The sequence below is a fragment of the Pseudomonas sp. NBRC 111131 genome (assembly GCF_001320525.1).
Taxonomy (GTDB): domain Bacteria; phylum Pseudomonadota; class Gammaproteobacteria; order Pseudomonadales; family Pseudomonadaceae; genus Aquipseudomonas; species Aquipseudomonas ceruminis.
Map to the genome: position 1 here is coordinate 201,468 of NZ_BCBH01000001.1, position 20,586 is coordinate 222,053.

Annotated in this window: 17 protein-coding genes; 5 read left to right on the forward strand and 12 right to left on the reverse strand. The window is 62.1% G+C overall.

Annotated features, from left to right (window positions below; genetic code table 11):
- Position 1: 1 nt before the first annotated feature.
- Positions 2 to 703, forward strand: a complete 702-nt coding sequence (locus APH34_RS00935) for a lipopolysaccharide kinase InaA family protein (protein ID WP_054899290.1) — start codon at positions 2 to 4, stop codon at positions 701 to 703.
- Positions 700 to 933 (forward strand): hypothetical protein, encoded by a 234-nt coding sequence (locus APH34_RS00940; protein WP_054899291.1) that lies wholly within the window; start codon positions 700 to 702, stop codon positions 931 to 933. The genes APH34_RS00935 and APH34_RS00940 overlap by 4 nt, the downstream gene beginning before the upstream one ends.
- Before the next feature lie 89 nt (positions 934 to 1,022).
- Here the strand turns inward: APH34_RS00940 and APH34_RS00945 are convergent, their stop codons facing one another.
- The 10 genes from APH34_RS00945 to APH34_RS00990 all read right to left on the reverse strand — a co-directional run bounded on the left by APH34_RS00945 (position 1,023) and on the right by APH34_RS00990 (position 16,155).
- Positions 1,023 to 2,210: an MFS transporter gene (locus APH34_RS00945; RefSeq protein ID WP_054899292.1), complete on the reverse strand. Its 1,188-nt coding sequence runs from the start codon at positions 2,208 to 2,210 to the stop codon at positions 1,023 to 1,025.
- Between the two features lie 484 nt (positions 2,211 to 2,694).
- Complete coding sequence (locus tag APH34_RS00950; RefSeq protein WP_054899293.1) at positions 2,695 to 5,739, reverse strand: multidrug efflux RND transporter permease subunit; 3,045 nt, start codon at positions 5,737 to 5,739, stop codon at positions 2,695 to 2,697.
- Positions 5,740 to 5,752: 13 nt separating this feature from the next.
- Positions 5,753 to 6,901 (reverse strand): efflux RND transporter periplasmic adaptor subunit, encoded by a 1,149-nt coding sequence (locus tag APH34_RS00955; RefSeq protein ID WP_054899294.1) that lies wholly within the window; start codon positions 6,899 to 6,901, stop codon positions 5,753 to 5,755.
- Positions 6,902 to 7,115: 214 nt separating this feature from the next.
- Entirely contained in the window at positions 7,116 to 8,213 is a 1,098-nt protein-coding gene (locus tag APH34_RS00960; RefSeq protein WP_054899295.1) for a DUF1513 domain-containing protein, read from the reverse strand.
- A gap of 2 nt (positions 8,214 to 8,215) precedes the next feature.
- Positions 8,216 to 9,280 (reverse strand): imelysin family protein, encoded by a 1,065-nt coding sequence (locus APH34_RS00965; protein WP_054899296.1) that lies wholly within the window; start codon positions 9,278 to 9,280, stop codon positions 8,216 to 8,218.
- Positions 9,281 to 9,299: 19 nt separating this feature from the next.
- Positions 9,300 to 10,727: a di-heme oxidoredictase family protein gene (locus APH34_RS00970; RefSeq protein ID WP_054899297.1), complete on the reverse strand. Its 1,428-nt coding sequence runs from the start codon at positions 10,725 to 10,727 to the stop codon at positions 9,300 to 9,302.
- 158 nt (positions 10,728 to 10,885) lie between these two features.
- The gene (locus APH34_RS00975) at positions 10,886 to 12,223 is read right to left on the reverse strand and encodes an imelysin family protein (RefSeq protein ID WP_054899298.1); all 1,338 of its coding nucleotides are present in this window, start codon (positions 12,221 to 12,223) and stop codon (positions 10,886 to 10,888) included.
- A gap of 147 nt (positions 12,224 to 12,370) precedes the next feature.
- Positions 12,371 to 14,422 (reverse strand): bifunctional diguanylate cyclase/phosphodiesterase, encoded by a 2,052-nt coding sequence (locus APH34_RS00980; protein WP_054899299.1) that lies wholly within the window; start codon positions 14,420 to 14,422, stop codon positions 12,371 to 12,373.
- 329 nt (positions 14,423 to 14,751) lie between these two features.
- On the reverse strand, positions 14,752 to 15,348 hold the full coding sequence (locus APH34_RS00985; RefSeq protein WP_054899300.1) for a superoxide dismutase: 597 nt from the start codon (positions 15,346 to 15,348) through the stop codon (positions 14,752 to 14,754).
- Positions 15,349 to 15,555: 207 nt separating this feature from the next.
- Positions 15,556 to 16,155, reverse strand: coding sequence for a LysE/ArgO family amino acid transporter (locus APH34_RS00990; protein WP_054899301.1), 600 nt, complete (start codon positions 16,153 to 16,155; stop codon positions 15,556 to 15,558).
- A gap of 90 nt (positions 16,156 to 16,245) precedes the next feature.
- Here APH34_RS00990 and APH34_RS00995 point away from each other — a divergent pair, with 90 nt between their 5' ends.
- The 3 genes from APH34_RS00995 to APH34_RS01005 all read left to right on the forward strand — a co-directional run bounded on the left by APH34_RS00995 (position 16,246) and on the right by APH34_RS01005 (position 19,096).
- The gene (locus tag APH34_RS00995; protein WP_054899302.1) at positions 16,246 to 17,136 is read left to right on the forward strand and encodes a LysR family transcriptional regulator ArgP; all 891 of its coding nucleotides are present in this window, start codon (positions 16,246 to 16,248) and stop codon (positions 17,134 to 17,136) included.
- 49 nt (positions 17,137 to 17,185) lie between these two features.
- Entirely contained in the window at positions 17,186 to 18,181 is a 996-nt protein-coding gene (locus APH34_RS01000) for an NAD(P)-dependent oxidoreductase (RefSeq protein ID WP_054899303.1), read from the forward strand.
- An 87-nt stretch (positions 18,182 to 18,268) separates the two neighbouring features.
- The gene (locus APH34_RS01005; RefSeq protein WP_054899304.1) at positions 18,269 to 19,096 is read left to right on the forward strand and encodes a hypothetical protein; all 828 of its coding nucleotides are present in this window, start codon (positions 18,269 to 18,271) and stop codon (positions 19,094 to 19,096) included.
- Between the two features lie 67 nt (positions 19,097 to 19,163).
- On the opposite strand, the gene APH34_RS01010 is transcribed toward APH34_RS01005, so the two are convergent.
- Together APH34_RS01010 and APH34_RS01015 are read right to left on the reverse strand one after the other, a co-directional pair.
- Positions 19,164 to 20,213, reverse strand: a complete 1,050-nt coding sequence (locus APH34_RS01010) for an alkene reductase (protein ID WP_054899305.1) — start codon at positions 20,211 to 20,213, stop codon at positions 19,164 to 19,166.
- Between the two features lie 18 nt (positions 20,214 to 20,231).
- Positions 20,232 to 20,534, reverse strand: a complete 303-nt coding sequence (locus tag APH34_RS01015) for a helix-turn-helix transcriptional regulator (protein WP_054899306.1) — start codon at positions 20,532 to 20,534, stop codon at positions 20,232 to 20,234.
- Positions 20,535 to 20,586 lie beyond the last annotated feature (52 nt).

Genomic DNA, 20,586 nt, shown 5'->3' on the forward strand with positions numbered 1-20,586 from the left:
GATGGCTGTAACCCAGAATGGGGAGTCACGGTTCGATTATTACTGGCGTCAGCAGGGCGAATGGGTCGAGGAGCCTAACCAGCGGCGTGGTGGCGAAAGCGGTGTGCAGCGTCTTAACGACGCCAATGGCAAGCTGCTGTATGCCAAGCGGCAGGTCGGGCATATCTATCGCAGCCTGATGCACCCCTTCGGCAGGCCGACCGTGCTACGTGAACTCGATGCGTTGAACAGCTTCGAGCAGCTGGGTGTGCGCGTACCGCGTATCGTCTTCTGCGGTGCCGAGCGTGATGCCGATCACCAATGGCGGGCGCTGCTGGTCAGTGAGGCGCTGGAAGGTTTTGTCGAGCTTGACACCTGGCACGCTGAAGGGGCGCGAGAGCGTTATCCCCAGGTGGTGCACGAGCGCATGCTCAAGGAGCTGGCCGACAACCTGGCGCGCATGCACCGGGGGCATTGGCAGCATGGCTGCCTTTATGGCAAGCACGTTTTCATCAAGGTGATCGGCGAAGGCGAACAGGCCCGTGTTGAAGTGGCGCTGCTCGACCTTGAAAAATGCCGGCGCCGTATCAGTTGTCAGCGTGCAGCGGGCAACGACCTGCGTCAGCTGCGCCGCCATTCGTCGCTCAATGACGCAGAATGGCAATCGCTGCTCTACTTTTACCAGATGGCGTTTGGCAGCGCTGTCAAAGGGTTAGGGCAATGAAACTAGAAATCGCTCGAGCTTTGTTCCTGGTAGCTGGCCTGGCGGTAACCACCGCTGCGGTCGCGGCCTGGGAAGAGCCCAGGCCGACCGTGTTCAGCAAGGCTGAAATGGCCGACCAGTGCGCGTTGCCGCGGGAAGCGAAACCGCAGCAGCAGGCACAGGTTGCGCCGGACCAGGACCTTTTGCTGTTCCTGTTTGGTTTGCGTCAGGGGTTACGGCCTTTTGGTTGAACCCTACGGGAGCTAGAAATGCCAGAGGCCTCGCGATTGCGGGGCCTCTGGCATTTTTTTGTTTGTCTTTCTGGCCTCTGCTGCAGAAGTCAGCAGTGCTGCAGGCTGTTGCCTTTGAGGCACGTGAGCAGCAGGAAACCGCTAATGGCGCTGCCCAAGAACAGAATTCCCAAGCTCAATGGAAGCAGATGTTCAGCTGACGCAATCAAAGTGCCTGCGAAACCACCCCCGGCAAAGAGCACTGTTGTGTTGAGCGACGCTGCTGCCCCTGCCTGCTGCGGATAGCGGGCTAATGCTTGCGTAGCCGCAGCGGGGCGTACCATCGTCGTTCCTGCTGTACATAAAATCATCGGTATCATGAGGCCTATTACTGTCAGCCCTGCTAACCACTGCCAAATCAATAGGGCTGCACCTGCGGTGCCTATCAGCAGAAATCCCGTGCAGATTAGAGCGTGTGCGCTGACTCGATGGTTCAAGAAAGTCGCGATGGCACCTCCAACGATATACGCCAGCCCGTAGGCGATGAATACAATGGAAAACTGATAGGGTGTGAGGCCTAGCTGTTCCATCAGTATCAGGGGTGCAATGACGATGAATGAAAAATGGCAGGCGAACGCTAAAGTGGCTTGTAGGGAATAGGTTACATAGAATGCGTCTCGCAACATCTGAGTATAGCTTTGAACACCTGAATTACCCTCGCATAAAATAGGTGTTTCTTGCAGCAGCACCCATGCAAGTATTATGACAACGAAGGCTATTCCAATAAATACAGTAAAGCTCCCTGCCCAGCCGATTGATTGTTGGAGGGCTGCACCCGCGACGGGCGAGATTGATATGAACAAGCCACTTGCACTCGTCAACATGATGCGCATGGTGTTGCGCTGTTTTCCACTATACAGGTCCTGTACAAGTGCTTGGCCAAGAACCAAGCTTCCACAGCCGGCGGCTTGCAACAACCGAAATGCCAAAAAAATTTCATAGTCAGTTGAAAGTAGGCAGCCTGTAGCCCCAGCAATGGAGACGCCCAGCCCAACGATTAACAGTCTTTTACGCCCCGTTCGGTCAGACAGGGGGCCAATAAATATTTGCGCCACAGCTACGCCAAACGCGAATAGGCTTACAGAATAAGCTATTTGCTTTGGTTCTACTCGAAAGGCGTCTGCAAGCGCCGGGAACGAAGGAAGGATGACGTCCAGAGGGAAAACGCCTAATAGACACAAAAGAATCAAAAGCAATGGACGAAGAATGGTGTCTTTAAAGGTTTCGGTCTGACTCATGGGAGGAGGCCCGCCGCTCTGAACTGTGACGTATAGCGTGCATTTTTCAATAAGTCGGTGCGTTTGATTGCCAGTATCGTGATTTTGGATATTGTGGATATCCGAAGCATATTATTGTCTTTTAGGTAGCTAATAACCGTTTTTGATAATAGCGTTAAGCTCAAGATGTACAAGTCGAAGAGGGTGGCCAAATTTCTGATTGAGTTGTAGGAGTTTTTACCAAGGCCATTTCCAAGAAAGGTTGGATTTTGCTGGAAGGCGTCTAGTTCGCGAGTGCCCTGCCATTCTAGTTCTAATAGTTACCGGGCAAAGTGATTTTCTATTGGCCTTCTGTACCCTTACTGCCTCTTCGCGGGTTGCCCGCTTGTATGGTTAGACTTAAAGGGCTGGTGGGACTAGATGCCCGATTCTCCCACAGGTACTGCACCCATGTCGGGCCCGGTGCCCTTTCTGTGGGAGCGGGCAAGCCCGCGAAGAGGCCGGGTCAGGCTGTTACAGGTTCCTTGGCGTTCGTCTTGTGCGCCAGCAAGGTGTAGATACAAGGCAGCACAAACAAGGTAAACAGCGTGCCAATCGACATCCCGGTGGCAATCACCGTACCGATGTCAAAACGGCTGAGCGCCCCCGCTCCGGTCGCGAGAATCAGCGGCACCATGCCGAACACCATCGCCGCCGTGGTCATCAGCACCGGCCGCAGGCGAATGGCCGCCGCTTCCTCGATCGCCTCGCGCACGCTCAGGCCGCGTTCCTCACGCAACTGGTTGGCGAACTCGACGATGAGGATGCCGTGCTTGCTGATCAGCCCGATCAAGGTCACCAGCCCGACCTGGGTGTAGATGTTCATGCTCGATATACCCAGGAACAGCGGCAGCAGCGCCCCGCAGATCGACAACGGCACCGTCACCAGGATCACCAGCGGGTCGCGGAAGCTTTCAAATTGCGCTGCCAGCACCAGGAAGATGATCGCCAGTGCCAGGCCGAAGGTAACCCACAGCGCGCTGCCTTCCTGAACGTACTGGCGGGCCACGCCGGCATAGTCGAAGGCGAAGCCTTCCGGGGCCTCTTCGCGGGCGATGTCCTGCACGGTCTTCAGCGCTTCGCCCAGGCTGACCATAGGCACGCCCTGGATAATCGCCGCGTTCAACTGCTGGAACTGGTTGAGCTGGCGCGGGCGGGCGCGGTCGGTGAGTGTTATCAGGCTCGACAGCGGCAACAGTTGGCCCTGGTCGTTCTTTACGTAGTAGTTGTTGAGCCAGCCGGGGTTGTCGCGGTACGGCCGCTCGACCTGGGCAATTACCTTGTAGCTGCGTCCTTCCAGGGTGAAGCGGTTGATTTCCGCCTCGCCCAGCAAGGTCGCCAGCGTGCCGCCCAAGGTGTCCATCGACACCCCCATTTGCGCCGCCTTGGCCCGGTCGATATCGACCACCACTTCGGGCTTGTCGAAGGCCAGGTCGATGTCGAGGAAGGCGAACTTGCCAGACGCCTGGGCGCGCGTCTTGATGCGCTGGGCCACCTCCAGCAGTGCCGGGTAGTCGCCAGCGGTATTGATCACGAACTGGAACGGCAGGCCCTCGCCGGTGCCGGGTAACGAGGGCAGGTTGAAGCCGAAAATCTGCAGGCCGCCGATTTCCTCAAGCTTGGCCTGCACCAGCGGCAGCAGCGCCATTTGGGTGCGGTCACGCTCGTTCCAGGGCTTGAGCAAAAAACCACCAATGCCGCTCTGCACACCATTGAAACCATTGATCTGGAACGACGAGTAGTACTCGGGGAAGGTTTTGAACAGTGGTGTGAACTGGTCGGTGTAGGCATTGAGGTAATCAAGGTTGGCCGGCTGCGGTGAGCTGCTGATCATGAAGATCACCCCCTGGTCCTCGGCGGGCGCCAGTTCGTTCTGGGTAAACTTGAGCAGCACCGGGATCAGGCACAGCACGATCACGGCAAACACCAGCACCACCGGCCGACTGTCGAGGGTGGCGTGCAGCAGGCGCTGGTAGCGTATCTTCAGGCGTTCGAACAGCTGGTCAAGGCGATGGGCCAGGCCGCTGGGGTTCTGCTCCCGGCGCAGCAGCAGGGCGCACATCATCGGTGAAAGGGTGAGGGCCACGATGCCGGAAATGATCACCGCCCCGGCCAGGGTCAGGGCGAACTCCTTGAACAAGGCCCCTGTAAGCCCGGTGAGGAAGCCGATCGGCGCATAGACGGCAGCCAGAGTGATGGTCATCGACACCACCGGCATCGCGATTTCCCGAGCGCCCTCAAGGGCCGCGTCGAACGGTGACTTGCCTTCTTCCATGTGCCGGTGGATGTTCTCCACCACGACAATTGCATCGTCCACCACCAGGCCGATGGCCAGCACCATGGCCAGCAGGGTCAGCAGGTTGAGCGAGTAGCCCATCATCTGCATGAAGAACAGCACGCCGATCATCGACAGGGGAATCGTCACCACCGGGATCAGTACCGAGCGCAGGGCACCGAGGAACAGGAACACCACCACGATGACGATCAGCACCGCTTCACCGAGGGTCTTGACCACTTCGTCGATGGAGGCCTGGATGAACAGGGTGGCGTCGTAGGCGATCGACACCTTGAGCGCTGAGGGCAGCTGGCTTTCCAGCTCGGGCATGATGCGCCGAACTTCCTTGATCACTTCCAGCGGGTTGGCTGCCGGGGTCGCCTTGATGCCGATATACACCGACGGGGTACCGTCGAACGAACTGACCGTGTCGTAGTTTTCTGCGCCCATCTCGACCCGCGCCACATCGCCCAGCAGCACGCGGCTGTCGCCGCTGGTCTTGACCGGCAAGGCGGCGAAGGCCTCGGCCGATTTCAGCTCGGTACTGGCGTTGATACTGGTGACCACGTACTCGCCCTTCACCTCACCGGCGGCAGACAGGAAGTTGTAGCGGCGTACCGCATTGGTCACGTCGGTGGCCGACAGGCCAAAGCCAGCCAGCTTCACCGGGTCGATCCAGATACGCATGGCAAACACCTGGTTGCCGAGAATCTCCGCCTCGGCCATGCCTGGCAACGTGGCCAGCTTGGGCTGGATGACCCGCGACAGGTAGTCGGTGATCTGCGGGTTGCTCATTTCCTTGCTGTAGAAGCTGAGGTACATCAGCGCCGAGGCATCGGCGGCTTCCTTGCTGAGCACCGGGTCTTCGGAGTTCTGGGGGAGTTTGTTGCGCACTTCGTTGGCCTTGGCCAGCAGCTCGGTGAACAACCGGTCGCTGTCGGCGCCGATGCGCGCGTAGATGGAGATCACCGAGAAGTTCTGCCGACTCACCGAGGTCATGTAATCGATGCCTTCGGCACTGGCCAGGCTCTGCTGCAGCGGCTGGGTGATGTAGCCCTGAATGGTTTCGGCGTTCGCGCCAGGGTAGGCGGTGGTCACCGTGATCAGGGCGTTTTCCATTTGCGGGTATTGGCGAATCTGCAGCTTGCTCCAGGCCTGGAAGCCTAGCAGCAGGATCAGCAGGCTGACCACGCTGGCCAGTACCGGGCGGCGGATGAACGGGTCGGTGAACGCCATGCCAGCCTCCTGGTCAGTCTGCGCGCGGAGCGCTCTGTTCGGGTTTGAGTGCTGTGTCCTGGCCGAGGCGGATAGCGGCGCCGGGGGTCAGCTTGAGCTGCCCGGCGGTCACCACCTGATCACCCGCCGTGAGCCCCTTGCTGATCACCACCACACCCTCGCGGCGTTCGCCGGTCTGCACGGTGCGTTGCTCGGCGCTGAGTTGCGGCTGGCCCTTGTCGTCCAGCATCGGGTTGCCGTCCTTGTCTTTGCGCGGTGTGGCGACATACACCGAGTTGCCATACAGCGTGTAGGTGATGGCGCTTTCCGGCACCACCACCCGTGCCTGTGGGTTGGGCAGCAAAATCAGCAAATTGGCGAACATGCCGGGCAGCAGCTTGCCGTCCGGGTTGGCCAAGGTGGCGCGTACCAGCAGGTTGCGCGTGCTCTCTTCGACCTTGGGGTTGATGGCGCTGAGGCTCGCGGGGAAGGTCTGGCCCGGGTAAGCGGCCACCTGCACCAGCACCTGCTGGCCGAGGCTCAGGTGCGGCAGGGCCTGTTCGGGCACATTGAAGTCGACGTAGAGGCTGGAAAGGTCCTGCAAGGTGGCGATCACCGTGCCTGCGGCCAAGTAGTCGCCGACATCCACCTGGCGGATGCCGATAGTGCCGCTGAACGGGGCGCTGATGCTTTTCTTGGTCTTGGACGCCTTGAGCTGGTCGACCACCGCCTGGTTACGCCGATATTGCGCGGTAAGGCGGTCATATTCACCGCGGGAGATGGCCGAGTCGCCCACCAGTTGGCTGCCACGGCCGAAATCGACCTTTGCCAGGCCCAGGTCGGCCTGGGCAGTCCCGAGCAGGGCCGATTCCTGGTCATCGTTGAGCTGCAGCAACAGTTGCCCCGCCTTGACTGGCTGGCCGGAGTCGAAGTGCAGGGATTTGACGGTGCCTTCCACCTCAAGGCTCAACTCGACGCCTTGCAGGGCCTTGAGGCTGCCCACAGCGGGCAGGCGCTCCTGCCACTGGCGTTCTTCGGCCACGGCTGCCGCCACGGTGATGGGGGGCTTGGGGGCAGTGAACATCTGGATCTGCTGGTAGATCGAGAAGGCCTTGTAGCCTGCCAGGGCCAGCACGATCAGCAGAACCACGGCCAACATGATAAGCATGCGGCGGCGCAGCATAGTCCAGTTCCTTGCATGCGTGGTTGTTATTGGTTTAGGCACGACAACGGGCGATCCTGCCCACGTGTGGTTGGGGAAGTATTGACTGTTTTTGCCAGGATGGGGAGATATTGGCGGGGAGGGCCCTGTTGCCGGCAAGCCCGCCCCCACAGGAATTGCGTGAACCTGTGGGAACCGGTTTGCTGGCGATGAGCCGGTGCAGGCGGCCCCGGTGTCAGGCCAAGTGCAGGTGGTTGTCCCAGAACCCGGAAGGCAGGTCCATCGGCTGGCCGACCAGCTCCTGCTTGCGGCAATCATAGTAGCGGCACCGCCCCTGCCCGGAGGTGACGACAAAGCCGTCTTTCACCGCGCCGACTCCCGCGCAATCGGGCATCGGTGCATCCAGCCGTACCGCGCCACTGTCCAGGTCCCAGACAAACAGGCGGTTGGCCCGTGGCGCGGTCAGTGCCACCAGGCGCAGGTCGCTGTGGATGGCGACGCTGGCGGTGTACTGGGCCATCGCCTGCAGTTGGTGTTCCGGGACCGGAAAGGCGGTGAACCGCTCGCCTGGACGCTTGATCGCCAGCAATTCGGCCGTTTCGTCAGCATCGCCCATGAACTGTTGGCAGGCGGCGATGGTGCCATCACTGCCCACCGCCAGGTGGCGCACACTGTTCATCGGCTGGGCCAACGTTTCCTTGCTCAGCAAGGTCCCGTCGCGCTGCATCAGTACCAGGCTCGGCTCCATGGCATGGAGGTTCATCTCGACCCGGCTCTCGGCCTCGGTGCGGATGCCGCCGTTGGCCACGATCAGGGTCTCGCCATCCGGCAGCCAGGCCACCTCATGGGGGCCGATGCCGTGGGTCGGGATCTCGCCGGTGTGCACCAGGCGCTCGCCTTCGAAACGGTAGACACCCAGGACGCCACGCCCCGGGTCGGTGGTGTCGTTCTCGGTGGCATACAGCCATTCCCCGCCCTTGTGGATCACGGCGTGGCCATAGAAGTGCCGGTCCGGTTGCGACGTGACGGTCTGCAGCAGGCGCCCGTCGCGCAGGTCGACCAAGTAGCTTTCGGTGCCTGGGCGGCGTGCGACGAACACGGCGATCGGCAGTTCGGGGTGGTTGATGATCGCGTGGCAACGTTGCGCCACCTGGGTGCTGAACACCTGGGTGCCGTCCAGGCGAAACCCGACCGCATAGTGCTTGCCGTCGCCATCGTCACGCGCCGACAGCAGCAGGGGTTCGCTACCTTTGTTGCGGAACAGGCTCCAGCCGCCCAGGGTCAGGGCGCTGAGCAATACGCTACCGAGTTTGAGGGCCTGGCGTCGCAGCATGATCAGTCACCGTCGTTGGCATTGAAGCCCAGCTGAATGTTCAACGCCTTGGCCAGCTCGCCTTCGTGCAAGCGGTGGACGACGTTGAGGCTGTCGTAGATCTGGTTGAGCGCCTGTTGGCCTGCGTCGTCGGCCAGCAGCTCGCCCAGGGTCTTCTGGTTGTCGGCCAGTAGCTTGAGGGCGGTAGCGTAGGCGTCGTCGATCTTCTGCGCCAGGGCTTTCTGGTCGCTGCCCAGCAGGCCGCGCAGGCCCTGGTTGTCTACCCCGACCCACACGGCCTGAGCGGCCTTGAGGCTGGCTTCCAGGCTTTTCAGGGAAGAATGGCTGCGCCAGGCTTCGGCCTGCAACGGCTGAGGGATGCCTTTGCTCTGGCGGCCCATCGGCGCACCGAGCTTCTTCTTCAGGGTATCCAGGGCGGTCACCTGGGCGCGCAACAGGTCGGCGATGGCCTCGTGGGAGTCGGCATAACGCTGGTTAGGGAACTTGGTCATCTGCGAGAGCATGCCGTCGGTGCTGTTCCAGCCCTTGAGGATCTCTTCGGCCAGCGCCTTCTGGTGCTCACCAATAGCGACCAGCAACGGGCAGTAGCGCGCTTTCTGCTCGGCGGTGGCAATGTCCGGCTTGCTATCGAAGAGGATGTACTCGTAGGCCGACAGGCCACGTACCACGACACTGGCCTTGCCCAGGGCAGCGACATCGACCGGCTTGTCACCATTGACCAATTGCTCGACCTGGCGGCCGACCAGGTTCTTCTTGTCGGGCCAGAACTGCACTTGCCAGGCGCGGTTGCCTTCAGCCAGCGGGCCGACCAGCAGGGGTTGCAGCTCGGCCCAGGCTTTTTGCGCATTGAGGAAGTCGGCGCGTGCGGTTTCCAGGCTTTCCTTGCCTTCACAGTAGGCCAGGGCGCTGCTGGCCAGCTGACGGTCTGCTTCGACCCAGCGGCTGTAGGTCGGCAGGATCACCTGCTTGGCGATGGCGGCCGAGGTCACGGCCTGCGGGTCCTGCGGTGAGCAGGCGCCGAGGGCGAGTGCGGCGAGGCTGGTGAACAACAGTTTGGGTCGGAACATGCCCGGCTCCTTGCGCGTATTAAAGTGAGTTCAGGAACGCCAGCAACGCGGCTCGCTGCTCGGCATTGAAGGTCAATACATGGTCGCGCGCGGCCTGGGCTTCGCCGCCGTGCCAGAGCACGGCTTCGAGCAGGTTGCGGGCGCGGCCGTCATGCAGGTACTGGGTGTGGCCGCTGACGGCTTCGGTCAGGCCGATGCCCCACAGGGGAGGGGTGCGCCAGTCCTGGCCGTTGGCGGCGAATTCGGTGCGCTCGTCAGCCAGACCTGGGCCCATGTCGTGCAGCAACAGGTCGCTGTAGGGGCGGATGACCTGCCCGGCCAGCTCCGGCTCGGCAGCATTGGCGGCGGTGGTAAACTGCGGGATGTGGCAGCCCTGGCAGCCGGCCTGGTAGAACAGGTTCTTGCCGGCCAAGACCTGCGGGGCGCCGACGTCGCGGCGCGCCGGTACACCCAGGTTGCGGGTGTAGAAGGTGACCAGGCGCAGGATGTTGTCGCTGACTTCCTTTTCACCGTCGGCGCCGTCGCCATTGGGCGCGGCAAGGCAGTCGAGCTGGGCTGGGGTGCAGTCGTCCTTGGGGTGCAGGGTACTGGTCAGGCCCATGTCACCGGCAAAGGCGTGCACGTTCTGCTGGTTGACGTTGGGCTGCCCGGCCTTCCAGCCGAAACGGCCGATTACCGTTTTGCCCTGGGCGTCGTCCCATACCCGGTTGGCTCGTCCGCGAATGCCATCGCGGTTGCGGTCGTCAGGGTCTTCATTGGCCAGGATGTCGGCCTCTGGAATGGCTTCGAGCAGGCCCAGGCCGATCATGGGCGGAGCCACCCGTGCCGAGAACCGGGTGTCGGGGTGCATCGGCCCGTAGCCCAGCTGAGTGATCTGCAGCGTCGGGCGCCGTAACTCGACCTGGTGGCCATCCTTGAAGGTGACGGTCTGCTGGTCATAGGTCACCCGCACCTTGCCTTCAGGGGCCACGCCGGGGATGGCCATGTCCTGCAACTGAGTACCGTAGACCGGTTCGGGCACCACGCCGATGCGCTCGATCTCCTTGGCCAAGTAGGGCTGGTCTGGAATCGACAGGCGCACCAGCATCGATACCGCGTTGCTGTCACCGAGTTCTGGCGGATGGCCGCGGCCGTCACGGATGTGGCAGTTCTGGCACGCATTGGTGTTGAACAGCGGGCCGAGGCCGTCGCGCGCGGTGGTGGTGGAGGGGGCAATCACCCATGGGCTGCGGAAAAAGCTGTTGCCCACGGCAAAGTCCAGGCGCCGCTCGGGCGACAGGTTGGCCGAAGGCATGGAAAAGGCGTTGCGATCGCTGCGCTGGACAGTCGCCTGGCCACCCGACAGCGCTTCGCCCGGCTCGGCCTGAGTGAAACGCGGGGCGTCGTCACAGGCGGCGAGGGCGAGGGCCAGCAGCAGGGTAGGGAGTCTGAACAGCGACAAGGACATGCAAAATCCTGGGCGTGGGCGAAAAACCGGCGTGCAAGCTTAGCAGGCTGGGGGTGTTTGAATAAGAGCAATTTGCAATTGCCGGATGAAAATGTACCCGTCCCGAACAGAAAAAAGGCGACCCGAAGGCCGCCTCTTTCAGCACCGCAACGGCGTGATCAGAACTCGTGATCGGCGGTGTCCGGGTTCAGGTTGGCAATGCCCAGCTTGCCAGCCGCCTGCTCGATCGCGCCGGTCTGCTTGACCAGGGCGGCGATGGCGTCACGCACGATCTGGTTGCCGGCAGCGTTGTCGGCAGCGATCAGCTGGTCGTAGTGCTCACCCTTGAGCGCATGGTCGACGATGACCTGGATCTTCGCTTCGGTGGCTTCCAGGTCGGCCTTGAGGGTCGCGTCGGTCGCCGGGTCGGCTTTGGCCACCAGTTCGGACAGGCTCGGGCCGGTCAGCTTGGTGCCGTCGACACGGGTGTACTCACCCAGGTAGACGTTACGGATGCCTTTGGCGTCGTAGAAGTGCGAGTAGTGGGTGTTGTCACTGAAGCAGTCCTGCTCGTCTTCTGGCGAGTTGGCTTCCAGCGAGACTTTCATGCGTTCGCCAGCCAGTTCGCCCAGCGACAGGCTGCCCATGCCGAACAGCATCTTGCGCAGGCCATCGGCCGCAGGCTCGGCTTCCAGCGTGGCGCGGTAGTTGTCGGCTACGTTCGGCGCCCAGTTGCCGACCATCTCTTCGAGGTCGGTGACCAGCAGCTCGGTAACCGCTTTCAGGTAGGCGCGGCGACGGTCGTTGTGGCCGCCCGTGGCGCCCTGGCCTTCGAGGTAGTCCGACGCCGGGCGGTTGCCCGCGCCTGGGCCGGTGCCGTTCAGGTCCTGGCCCCAGAGCAGGAACTCGATCGCGTGGTAACCGGTGGCGACGTTGGCTTCGGAACCGCCCAGCTCGTTCAGGCTGGCCAGTTTCTCGGGGGTGATGTCCTTGACGTCGATCTTCTCTTCGCCCACCTGGATCTCGGTGTTGGCGATGATGTTGGCGTTGGCCGCCGGGTTGCCCAAGGCGTGCTCGTAGCTCTTGTCGACATAATCGATCAGGCCTTCGTCCAGGGGCCAGGCGTTAACCTGGCCTTCCCAGTCGTCGATGATCGTGTTGCCGAAGCGGAACGCCTCGCTCTGCAGGTATGGAACGCGGGCAGCGGCCCAGGCGGCCTTGGCGGCGTTCAGGGTCTCGTCGTTGGGCTTGGCGAGGAACGCGTCGATGGCGCTTTGCAGGGTCTTGGCGGTGCTCAGCGAATCGCTGTAAACGGTGTAGACCATCTCGGTGTAATGCTTGACCACGGCCTTGCCGGCCGCTTCGTCGACGGCCCCCGGCGCCGCAGCAGTGGTGCTGGCGGCAGCAGGTGCCTGTGCTTGCGGGGCGGCAGCCTTGCCGTCCTTGCTTTCACCGCAACCGGCGAGAGCGATGGCGATGGCCAGCAGACTGGCGGAGGCCAGAGGCATTCGAATCATTATTGGTTTCCCTGCGTCGTGTGGTTGGACAGTGTGGCGTGGCACGTGAAAGCGCAACATCATGCGAAAGATTTGCATTTGCTGTAAAGGGGCGCGGCACGCAATTCATGTAAATGCGCGTCACGGTGTGTAACCCAGGGGAATGGCTTACAGCGCGGAAACCTGATTGCGCTGCGCCTGTTTGAGGAAATGGGTCAACTCACGGGCCGAAAGCGGTTTGCTGTAGTGGTAGCCCTGACCTTCATGGCAGCCCTGGGCGATGATGTAGCTCTCCTGCTCGGCGGTTTCCACCCCTTCGGCGATCACCTGCATCCCCAGGCTCTTGCCCAGCTGGATGATGGCCCGAACGATGGTGGCGTCGTCATCGTCGTCAAGCAGGTCCTGGACGAAGCTCTTGTCGATCTTGATCTTGTCCAGTGGCAACGACTTGAGGTAGCTCAGCGACGAGTAACCGGTGCCGAAGTCGTCGATGGCGATCATCGCCCCTGAGCGGCGCAAGCTGAGCAGGTGCTGGGCGGCGGTGCTGATGTCTTCCATCAGGCCGGTTTCGGTCACTTCCAGCTCGAGGCTGCGCGGCGGCAAGCGGTAGGCCTGCAGCAGGTTGTTGACCACCCTTGGGAGTTCATTGTGGTGCAGTTGCACGGTCGACAGGTTGACGGCCATACGCAGTTCGGCGAAGCCCAGGTCGTGCCATTCGCGCAGTTGCCGGCAGGCCTGATCGAGCACCCACTCGCCGATGCTGATGATGCTGCCGTTCTGCTCGGCCAGCGGGATGAACTGGTCTGGCGGAACCATGCCCAACTCTGGATGCTGCCAGCGCAGGAGCGCTTCAACGCCGACCACGCGGTGGTCGCGGTAGCTGATCTGTGGCTGGTAAACCAGATACAGCTGGTTGCGCGTCAACGCCTCGCGCAGGTCCTTTTCCATCTCGCGGCGCCGACGCATCTCGCTGTCGACGCTGGCAATGTAGAACTGGTAACGGTTGCGTGAACGCGCCTTGGCCAGGGTCATGGTCTGCTCGGCTTTTTGCAGCAGCTTCTCGGTGCTGTCGCCGTCCTCGGGGAACAGGGTGATGCCGATAGTCGCACGCAGGCGGATCTGCTGATGGTCCAGGCCGAACGGCACTTCCAGGTCGTCGAGGATGCTCTGTGCCAGTTCTGCGGCTTCATAGGGCTGTTCGATGTTGGCCTGGACCAGAGCGAACTGGTCACCACCCAGGCGTGCCAGGGCGCCCAGCCGGCCACTGTGAGCGCGCAGGCGATCGGCCAGGGCTAACAGCAACTGGTCGCCAACCTGGTAGCTGAACTGTTCGTTGATGCCCTTGAAGTCGTCCAGGCCTACGCACAACACCGCCACACGCTGTTGCAGGCGGCCGCCGTCGACCAGGATTTTGTCCAGCTGTGTCTGCAATTGCTGGCGGTTGGGCAAGCCGGTGAGGAAGTCGTACTGAGCCATGCGCTGCAGGCTGTTCTCGGCTTCATGGCGCAGGTGGGTGTTGCGCTCGATCGAGGCCAGCAGCTGGTTGGCGGTGTTGACCCAGATGCCCAGCTCGTTCTTCTCGTGGCCTTTGAGCAGCGGGATCTGGTGTTGGCTTGGGCGATCAGGGTTGATCTGGGTGAGGTGCTCGATGATCTTCGACAGGGGCTTGGTCAACAGCCAGTGGTAGACCAGGTACAGCACCAGGCCCATGGCCAAGGCCCGCAGCACACCGGAAATGAAGATGATGATGGCGTTGAGCAGAAAGTCTTCACCGTAGGCGGCGGTGTCCAGGGTGATGCTCAGGTCGCCGTAGTATTCGCTGTAGGGCCCGCGCCCGACCAGTTGCGTGGTGTAGGTACGTTCCTGGCCGAGGATCAGGTCGGTCAGCCAGCGCATCGAGGTGTCCAGCAGTGGGCGGGACTTCTCGGCCAGCATGGTTTCGTTGGGATGTCCGATGGAGGCTTTGCGCACCGATTCGTCTTGGAACAGACCTTCCATGACCTGCATGCCCATTTCCCGGTCAAGGCTGTAGACCGCCTGGGTCGATGGGTCGCGGAACATGTCAAGGATGCGCTGGGCATCGTTGTTGACGGCCTGGCGGGTCTTGTAGGTGTCGTAGACGATCTGCGCGCAACTAAGGACGACACCAACCGCCAGCGCCGAAAGGAGTACGACCCTGAGCAACTTGACCGATAAGCTGTTCCGCAATTCCAGCTTCAATGGGGTTTCCTTAATCCATGCGCGTGACATCATTTTGCCATTAACGTTGGCAATACACTATCGGCCGTTGGGGCTGTACTGAGCAGTGTATCGGTTGCCTTACCCTGCAACTTGAGTGCGCTGTAGCGAACGTCCAGACGTTTGATGTTAGCGCGGTATGCGGGGGGAGCAAGAGCTACGGGGTAAACTGCGGCTCGCAACTTTGCAGTATCGGTGACGCGCCTCTTCACGAGGCAAGCCCACGCCCACGGGTACACCGCTGAGCCTGAATGAAACCCCATAAAAAAACCCGGCACATGGCCGGGTTTTCTGGATCAAGGCTGAGGGAATCAGGCCTTGAAGGTCTTGCCTTCGAACTGCTCGGCAACGAACTTCCAGTTGACCAGGTTCCAGAACGCCTCGACGTACTTCGGACGCAGGTTGCGGTAGTCGATGTAGTAGGCGTGTTCCCAGACGTCGCAGGTCAGCAGCGGGGTGTCGCCGCTGGTCAGCGGGCAGCCGGCGCCAATGGTGCTGGCCAGGGCCAGGGAACCGTCAGCTTTCTTCACCAGCCAGCCCCAGCCGGAACCGAAGGTGCCAACCGAAGTCTTGGTGAACTCTTCCTTGAACTTGTCGAAGGAGCCGAAAGCGGCGTTGATGGCATCAGCCAGGGCACCGGTCGGCTGGCCGCCAGCGTTTGGCGCCAGGCAGTTCCAGTAGAAGGTGTGGTTCCAGACTTGAGCGGCGTTGTTGAAGATGCCGCCCGAAGAGGTCTTGACGATCTCTTCCAGCGTCTTGCCTTCGAATTCGGTGCCTGGGACCAGGTTGTTCAGGTTCACGACATAGGTGTTGTGGTGCTTGTCGTGGTGATACTCCAGGGTTTCCTTGGAGATGTGCGGCTGCAGGGCATCATGGGCGTACGGCAGCGGCGGCAATTCAAAAGCCATGGTAGATCTCCTGATTCAGGTCTAGTTCGCGGTTTGCGCAAGGCCGATCACGGGCGGCCCTATGTGCGTCGGCGAGTTTGTACTCTTTGCGACGCAAGGGCTGGATCATAGCACCAGCCCCGGCGCATAACCACGCAACAAAGATAGGGAATAGAGGTTCCAGAGCGGTTGGCCGGGGCCGACGGGCGGACGTAAGGCCGCTTCACGTCACGTGAAGATCAGTTGCGCCGCCACAGCGAACATCATCACCGCCACCATCAGGTCGAGCATACGCCAGGTAGCCGGACGTGCCAGCCAGGGCGCCAGCCATGCGGCGCCGACTGCCAAGGTAGTGAACCAGAGCGCCGAGGCACTGGCGGCTCCGGCCACATAGGCGCCGGGCACGGTCTGCTGAGCGCCGAGCGAGCCGATCAGGAGCACGGTGTCCAGGTACACATGGGGGTTGAGCAGGGTCACCGCCAGGGCACTGAGCAGTACGGCGCGGCGGGAGCGTATGCCTTGGCCTTCCTGGTGTTGCAGGCTCTGTTTGGAACAGGCGCTGCGCAAGGCCTTGGCGCCATACCAGATCAGGAATACGGCGCCGCCCCAGCGGGCGATGGCCAGCAGCGTCGGGTTGTGCGCCAGCACCGTGGCCAGGCCGAATACACCGGCCGCCACCAGGAGGGTATCACAGACAATGCACAGCGCTGCGACTGGCAGGTGATGTTCGCGGCGCAGGCTTTGCGCCAGGACGAAGGCGTTCTGTGCGCCAATGGCCATGATCAGGCCGAAGGCGACCAGCATGCCGTTCAGATAGCTTTGCCACATGGCAGATACTCCAGAGAAGATGCTGGCCATTGTCCGTGGCTAGGCTGTATAAGAAAAACAAATAACGCTGATCAGTCATTAGGAAAATCGATGTTCGATTACAAGCTGCTGGCTGCCCTCGCCGCGGTCATCGAGCAAGGGGGGTTCGAGCGGGCAGCGCAGGTACTGGGGCTGTCGCAATCAGCCATTTCCCAGCGCATCAAGCTGCTCGAGGCACGGGTTGGCCAGCCGGTGCTGGTGCGCGCCACACCGCCGAGCCCGACTGAGGTGGGGCGGCAATTGCTCAACCATGTGCAACAGGTGCGTTTGCTCGAACGTGACCTGCAGCGCCAGGTGCCGGCACTGGATGTAGAGGGCATGCCGGAGCGCCTGCGTATCGCCCTCAACGCCGACAGCCTGGCCACGTGGTGGGCGAGTGCGGTCGGGACGTTCTGCGCCGAGCAGCGGGTGCTCACCGAACTGGTGGTAGAGGACCAGGAAGTTGGCCTTAAGCGCATGCGTGCCGGTGAAGTGGCAGCCTGCCTGTGTGGCAGCGAGCGGCCGGTGGCCGGGGCCCGCAGCCTGCCGCTGGGTGCCATGCGCTATCGGGCACTGGCCAGCCCGGCGTTCATGGCGCGGCATTTTCCTCAGGGCTTCGAGGTCAAGCGCCTGGCACGTACCCCTGCCATCGTCTATGGCCCGGACGACTTTCTGCAGCACCGTTACCTGGCATCGCTGGGCATCGAGGATGGTTTCCTGCATCACCTGTGCCCCTCCTCCGAAGGTTTCCTGCGCATGACCGAAGCGGGCCTTGGCTGGGGGCTGGTCCCTGAACTGCAGGCCCGTGAGCAGTTGGGCAACGGGCAACTGGTGGAAATATATGCCGATACCCCCATCGATGTGCCGCTGTACTGGCATCATTGGCGCAATGGCGGGCACCTGCTCGCGCAACTGACCGAACACTTGCGCTTCACGGCACAGCATTGGCTGGTGCCCTTGTAGGGGCGACCGGCGTCAGTTGCATCTGAAATCTGGCGAGGCGGAGTCTTACATGCAAATTCTGGTCACTGGCGCGAGCGGCTTCATCGGGGGGCGTTTCGCGCGCTTTGCCCTGGAGCAGGGCCTGGACGTGCGGGTCAGCGGCCGGCGTGCCGAGGGGGTAGAGCACCTGGTCAAGCGCGGCGCGCAGTTCATTCCCGGCGACCTGGGGGACGCCGAACTTGCCCGGCGTCTTTGCCAGGGCGTCGAAGCCGTGGTGCACTGCGCGGGGGCGGTGGGCACCTGGGGGCGCTACCAGGATTTTCACCAGGGCAATGTAGTGGTCACCGAGAACGTGGTCGAGGGCTGCCTGAAGGAACATGTACGCCGCCTGGTACACCTGTCGTCGCCGTCCATCTATTTCAACGGCCATTCACGCCTGGACATCCGTGAGGACCAGGTACCGCGCCGGTTCCACGATCACTACGGGCGGACCAAGTACTTGGCCGAGCAAAAGGTTTTCGGCGCCCAGGAGTTCGGCCTGGAAGTGCTGGCGCTGCGCCCGCGCTTTGTCACGGGTGCCGGTGATGCCAGTATTTTCCCGCGGCTGATGCAGATGCAGCGCAAGGGCCGGGTGGCGATTATCGGCAACGGCTTGAACAAGGTCGATTTCACCAGCGTTCATAACCTCAACGAAGCCTTGCTCAGGGCGCTGTTTGCCGATGACCGTGCGCTGGGCCAGGCCTACAACATCAGCAATGGCCAGCCGCTGCCGCTGTGGGATGTGGTCAACTACGTGATGCGTCAGATGCACTTGCCGCAGGTCACCCGTTATCGCGCCTACGGGCTGGCCTACAGCCTGGCCGCGCTGAACGAGGCTGCCTGCATGCTTTGGCCCGGGCGGCCGCAGCCGACCCTGTCGCGCCTGGGGATGCAGGTGATGAGCCGCGATTTCACCCTGGATATCAGCCGTGCCCGCCAGTACCTGGATTACCAGCCCACCGTCAGCCTGTGGACCGCGTTGGATGAATTCTGCGCCTGGTGGAAGCATCAGCCCCGTGGCCAGTGAACCTGGCGCACGGATGATGGTCATCAGTGCGCCGCGTGAGCGGTTTATACTCATGCCTCTTTGCTACCACTGCGGTTGACACTATCCATGCGCAACGATGCCCACGACGATTTCGACGATGTACCCGCCTTGCGGGCAGGGACCCCTGATGATGACGAACTGTTGCCTGCACACGTGGCGCGCAGCCGGCAGAAGGCCGCCAAGCCTGCCAGTACCGGCCCATTGTGGGCGCTGTTGGGGGCATCGTTCATTGCGTTGGCGGGGCTTGGCTGGTGGAGCTTTCAGCAGATCTCGCTGATGGAGCAGCAACTGGTGGCGACCCAGGAGAGCTTTGCCCGCATCAGCGAAGAAGCGGCAGGGCGCCTGCAGGCCATCAGCGGCAAGGTCGAGGCCAGCGAGTCCTCCAGCACCACCGGCAGCGAGGCGCTGAAGCTGCAGATACGCCAACTGCAGGCCAGCCTGGCCGAGCAGGGCAAGCAACAGCAAGGCGTGGCGGGGCAGGCGGGCGACCTGGGCAAGCGCCTGGAGCAAGTGCTGGCCGATACCCGCGAGCAACAGAAGGCCGTCACCGAATTGCAGACTCAGTTGCAGGCGCAGTTGAAGGCTGTGAATGGCGAACTGGCGGCGTTGAAGTCGGGCCAGGTGGATGGCGGCAAACTTGACGGCCAGCTCAAGAGCTTGAGCGACGAAGTGGCCGCGTTGAAGAAGCAGGGTAACCCGAAGGCGGCGATCGATAGCCTGGCGCAGGATGTGCTGGTGTTGAAGAGTCAGGTGGACAACCGCCCAGCTGCGGCGGCTGCCAGCGGGGCATCTGTGCAGGAGTTCGATGCGTTCCGTGGGCAGACCACGCGCAGCATCAATACCCTGCAGAGCCAAATCCAGAACCTGCAGCAGCAGATCAACGCCCGGCCTTGAGGTCTCCTGAACCCTTATCGCCGGCTTGCCGGCGATAAGGGCCCCAACGCGGCCCTGGGGGCCTCACTTAAAGCCGCGGATAATCGATGTACCCCACCGGCCCCTTGCCATAGAAGGTCTCCGGATGCGCCTGGTTCAACGGCGCATCGGCAGCCAGGCGTGCTGGCAGGTCGGGGTTGGCGATGAACGGCACGCCGAAGGCCACCGCATCTGCCTTGCCACTGGCCAACGCCGCGTTGGCACTGGCCTTGTCGAAGCGTTCGTTGACGATGTAAGGGCCGCCGAACGCGTCCTTGATCTGCGGGCCGATACTGTCGTCGGCTTCCTTTTCCCGCGAGCAGATGAAGGCGATGCCACGTTTGCCCAGTTCCCGCGCCACGTAGGTAAAGGTTTCGACACGGTCGGCATCGCCCATGTCATGCGCATCGGCCCGTGGTGCCAGGTGCATGCCCACGCGTCCGGCACCCCATACATCGATCACAGCGTCCGTCACTTCCAGCAGCAGGCGAGCACGGTTTTCCACAGAGCCGCCATAGCGGTCGGTGCGCTGGTTGGTGCTGGTCTGCAAAAACTGGTCGAGCAGGTAGCCGTTGGCACCGTGGATTTCCACCCCGTCGAAACCTGCGGCCTTGGCGTTTTCGGCACCGCTGCGGTAGGCCTCGACGATGTCGGCGATTTCTTCGGCTTCCAGGGCGCGTGGGGTCGGGTATTCGGTAGTCGGGCGCACCAGGCTGACATGGCCTTTGGGCTGGATTGCGCTGGGGGCTACCGGCAGCTCACCGTTCAGGTAGCTGGGGTGGGAGATACGGCCCACATGCCACAGCTGCAGGAAGATACGGCCGCCGGCGCCATGCACGGCCTTGGTCACGTTGTTCCAGCCCCGGACCTGTTGATCGTTCCAGATGCCCGGCGTGTCGGGATAGCCAACGCCCATCGGCGTGACCGAAGTCGCTTCGCTGAGAATCAGGCCTGCGCTGGCGCGCTGCACGTAGTATTCAGCCATCAGCGCGTTGGGTACTCGTCCCTCGTCGGCGCGGCAGCGGGTGAGCGGGGCCATGATGATGCGGTTGGGCAGTTGCACGTCGCCCAGTGTGATCGGATCGAAAAGCGTGGTCATAACGGTTTACCTGCCTTGTCAAAGCGCTTGGCGCAGTTGTTCGATGAACGCCTGGATGGTGGCTTCGTCGCGTTTGAAGAAGTGCCACTGGCCGATCTTCTGGCTGCTGATCAGGCCCGCGCGCTGCAGCGTGGCCAGGTGGGCGGACACCGTCGACTGCGACAAGCCGCAGCGTTGGTCGATCTGCCCGGCACAGACACCGTGCTCGGTGCTGTGATGCTGGTCAGGAAATTGCGCGGCCGGGTCTTTCAGCCAGTTGAGGATTTCTCGCCGGACCGGGTGGGCCAAGGCTTTTATTATTTCGTCGAGATCGAGAGGCATGGTGTGAGGCTCAAGGTGTAGCGGTATATCGCGATGGAGCGAAATATAAATC

Bases quoted from the DNA above. Each gene is read 5' to 3' on its own strand.
- APH34_RS01015 (WP_054899306.1), bottom strand. From the start codon at position 20,534: ATGCCTCTCGATCTCGACGAAATAATAAAAGCCTTGGCCCACCCGGTC.
- APH34_RS00985 (WP_054899300.1), bottom strand. From the start codon at position 15,348: ATGGCTTTTGAATTGCCGCCGCTGCCGTACGCCCATGATGCCCTGCAG.
- APH34_RS01000 (WP_054899303.1), top strand. From the start codon at position 17,186: ATGCAAATTCTGGTCACTGGCGCGAGCGGCTTCATCGGGGGGCGTTTC.
- APH34_RS00990 (WP_054899301.1), bottom strand. From the start codon at position 16,155: ATGTGGCAAAGCTATCTGAACGGCATGCTGGTCGCCTTCGGCCTGATC.
- APH34_RS00945 (WP_054899292.1), bottom strand. From the start codon at position 2,210: ATGAGTCAGACCGAAACCTTTAAAGACACCATTCTTCGTCCATTGCTT.
- APH34_RS01005 (WP_054899304.1), top strand. From the start codon at position 18,269: ATGCGCAACGATGCCCACGACGATTTCGACGATGTACCCGCCTTGCGG.
- APH34_RS00940 (WP_054899291.1), top strand. From the start codon at position 700: ATGAAACTAGAAATCGCTCGAGCTTTGTTCCTGGTAGCTGGCCTGGCG.
- APH34_RS00950 (WP_054899293.1), bottom strand. From the start codon at position 5,739: ATGGCGTTCACCGACCCGTTCATCCGCCGCCCGGTACTGGCCAGCGTG.
- APH34_RS00935 (WP_054899290.1), top strand. From the start codon at position 2: ATGGCTGTAACCCAGAATGGGGAGTCACGGTTCGATTATTACTGGCGT.
- APH34_RS01010 (WP_054899305.1), bottom strand. From the start codon at position 20,213: ATGACCACGCTTTTCGATCCGATCACACTGGGCGACGTGCAACTGCCC.
- APH34_RS00955 (WP_054899294.1), bottom strand. From the start codon at position 6,901: ATGCTGCGCCGCCGCATGCTTATCATGTTGGCCGTGGTTCTGCTGATC.
- APH34_RS00975 (WP_054899298.1), bottom strand. From the start codon at position 12,223: ATGATTCGAATGCCTCTGGCCTCCGCCAGTCTGCTGGCCATCGCCATC.
- APH34_RS00995 (WP_054899302.1), top strand. From the start codon at position 16,246: ATGTTCGATTACAAGCTGCTGGCTGCCCTCGCCGCGGTCATCGAGCAA.
- APH34_RS00960 (WP_054899295.1), bottom strand. From the start codon at position 8,213: ATGCTGCGACGCCAGGCCCTCAAACTCGGTAGCGTATTGCTCAGCGCC.
- APH34_RS00965 (WP_054899296.1), bottom strand. From the start codon at position 9,280: ATGTTCCGACCCAAACTGTTGTTCACCAGCCTCGCCGCACTCGCCCTC.
- APH34_RS00970 (WP_054899297.1), bottom strand. From the start codon at position 10,727: ATGTCCTTGTCGCTGTTCAGACTCCCTACCCTGCTGCTGGCCCTCGCC.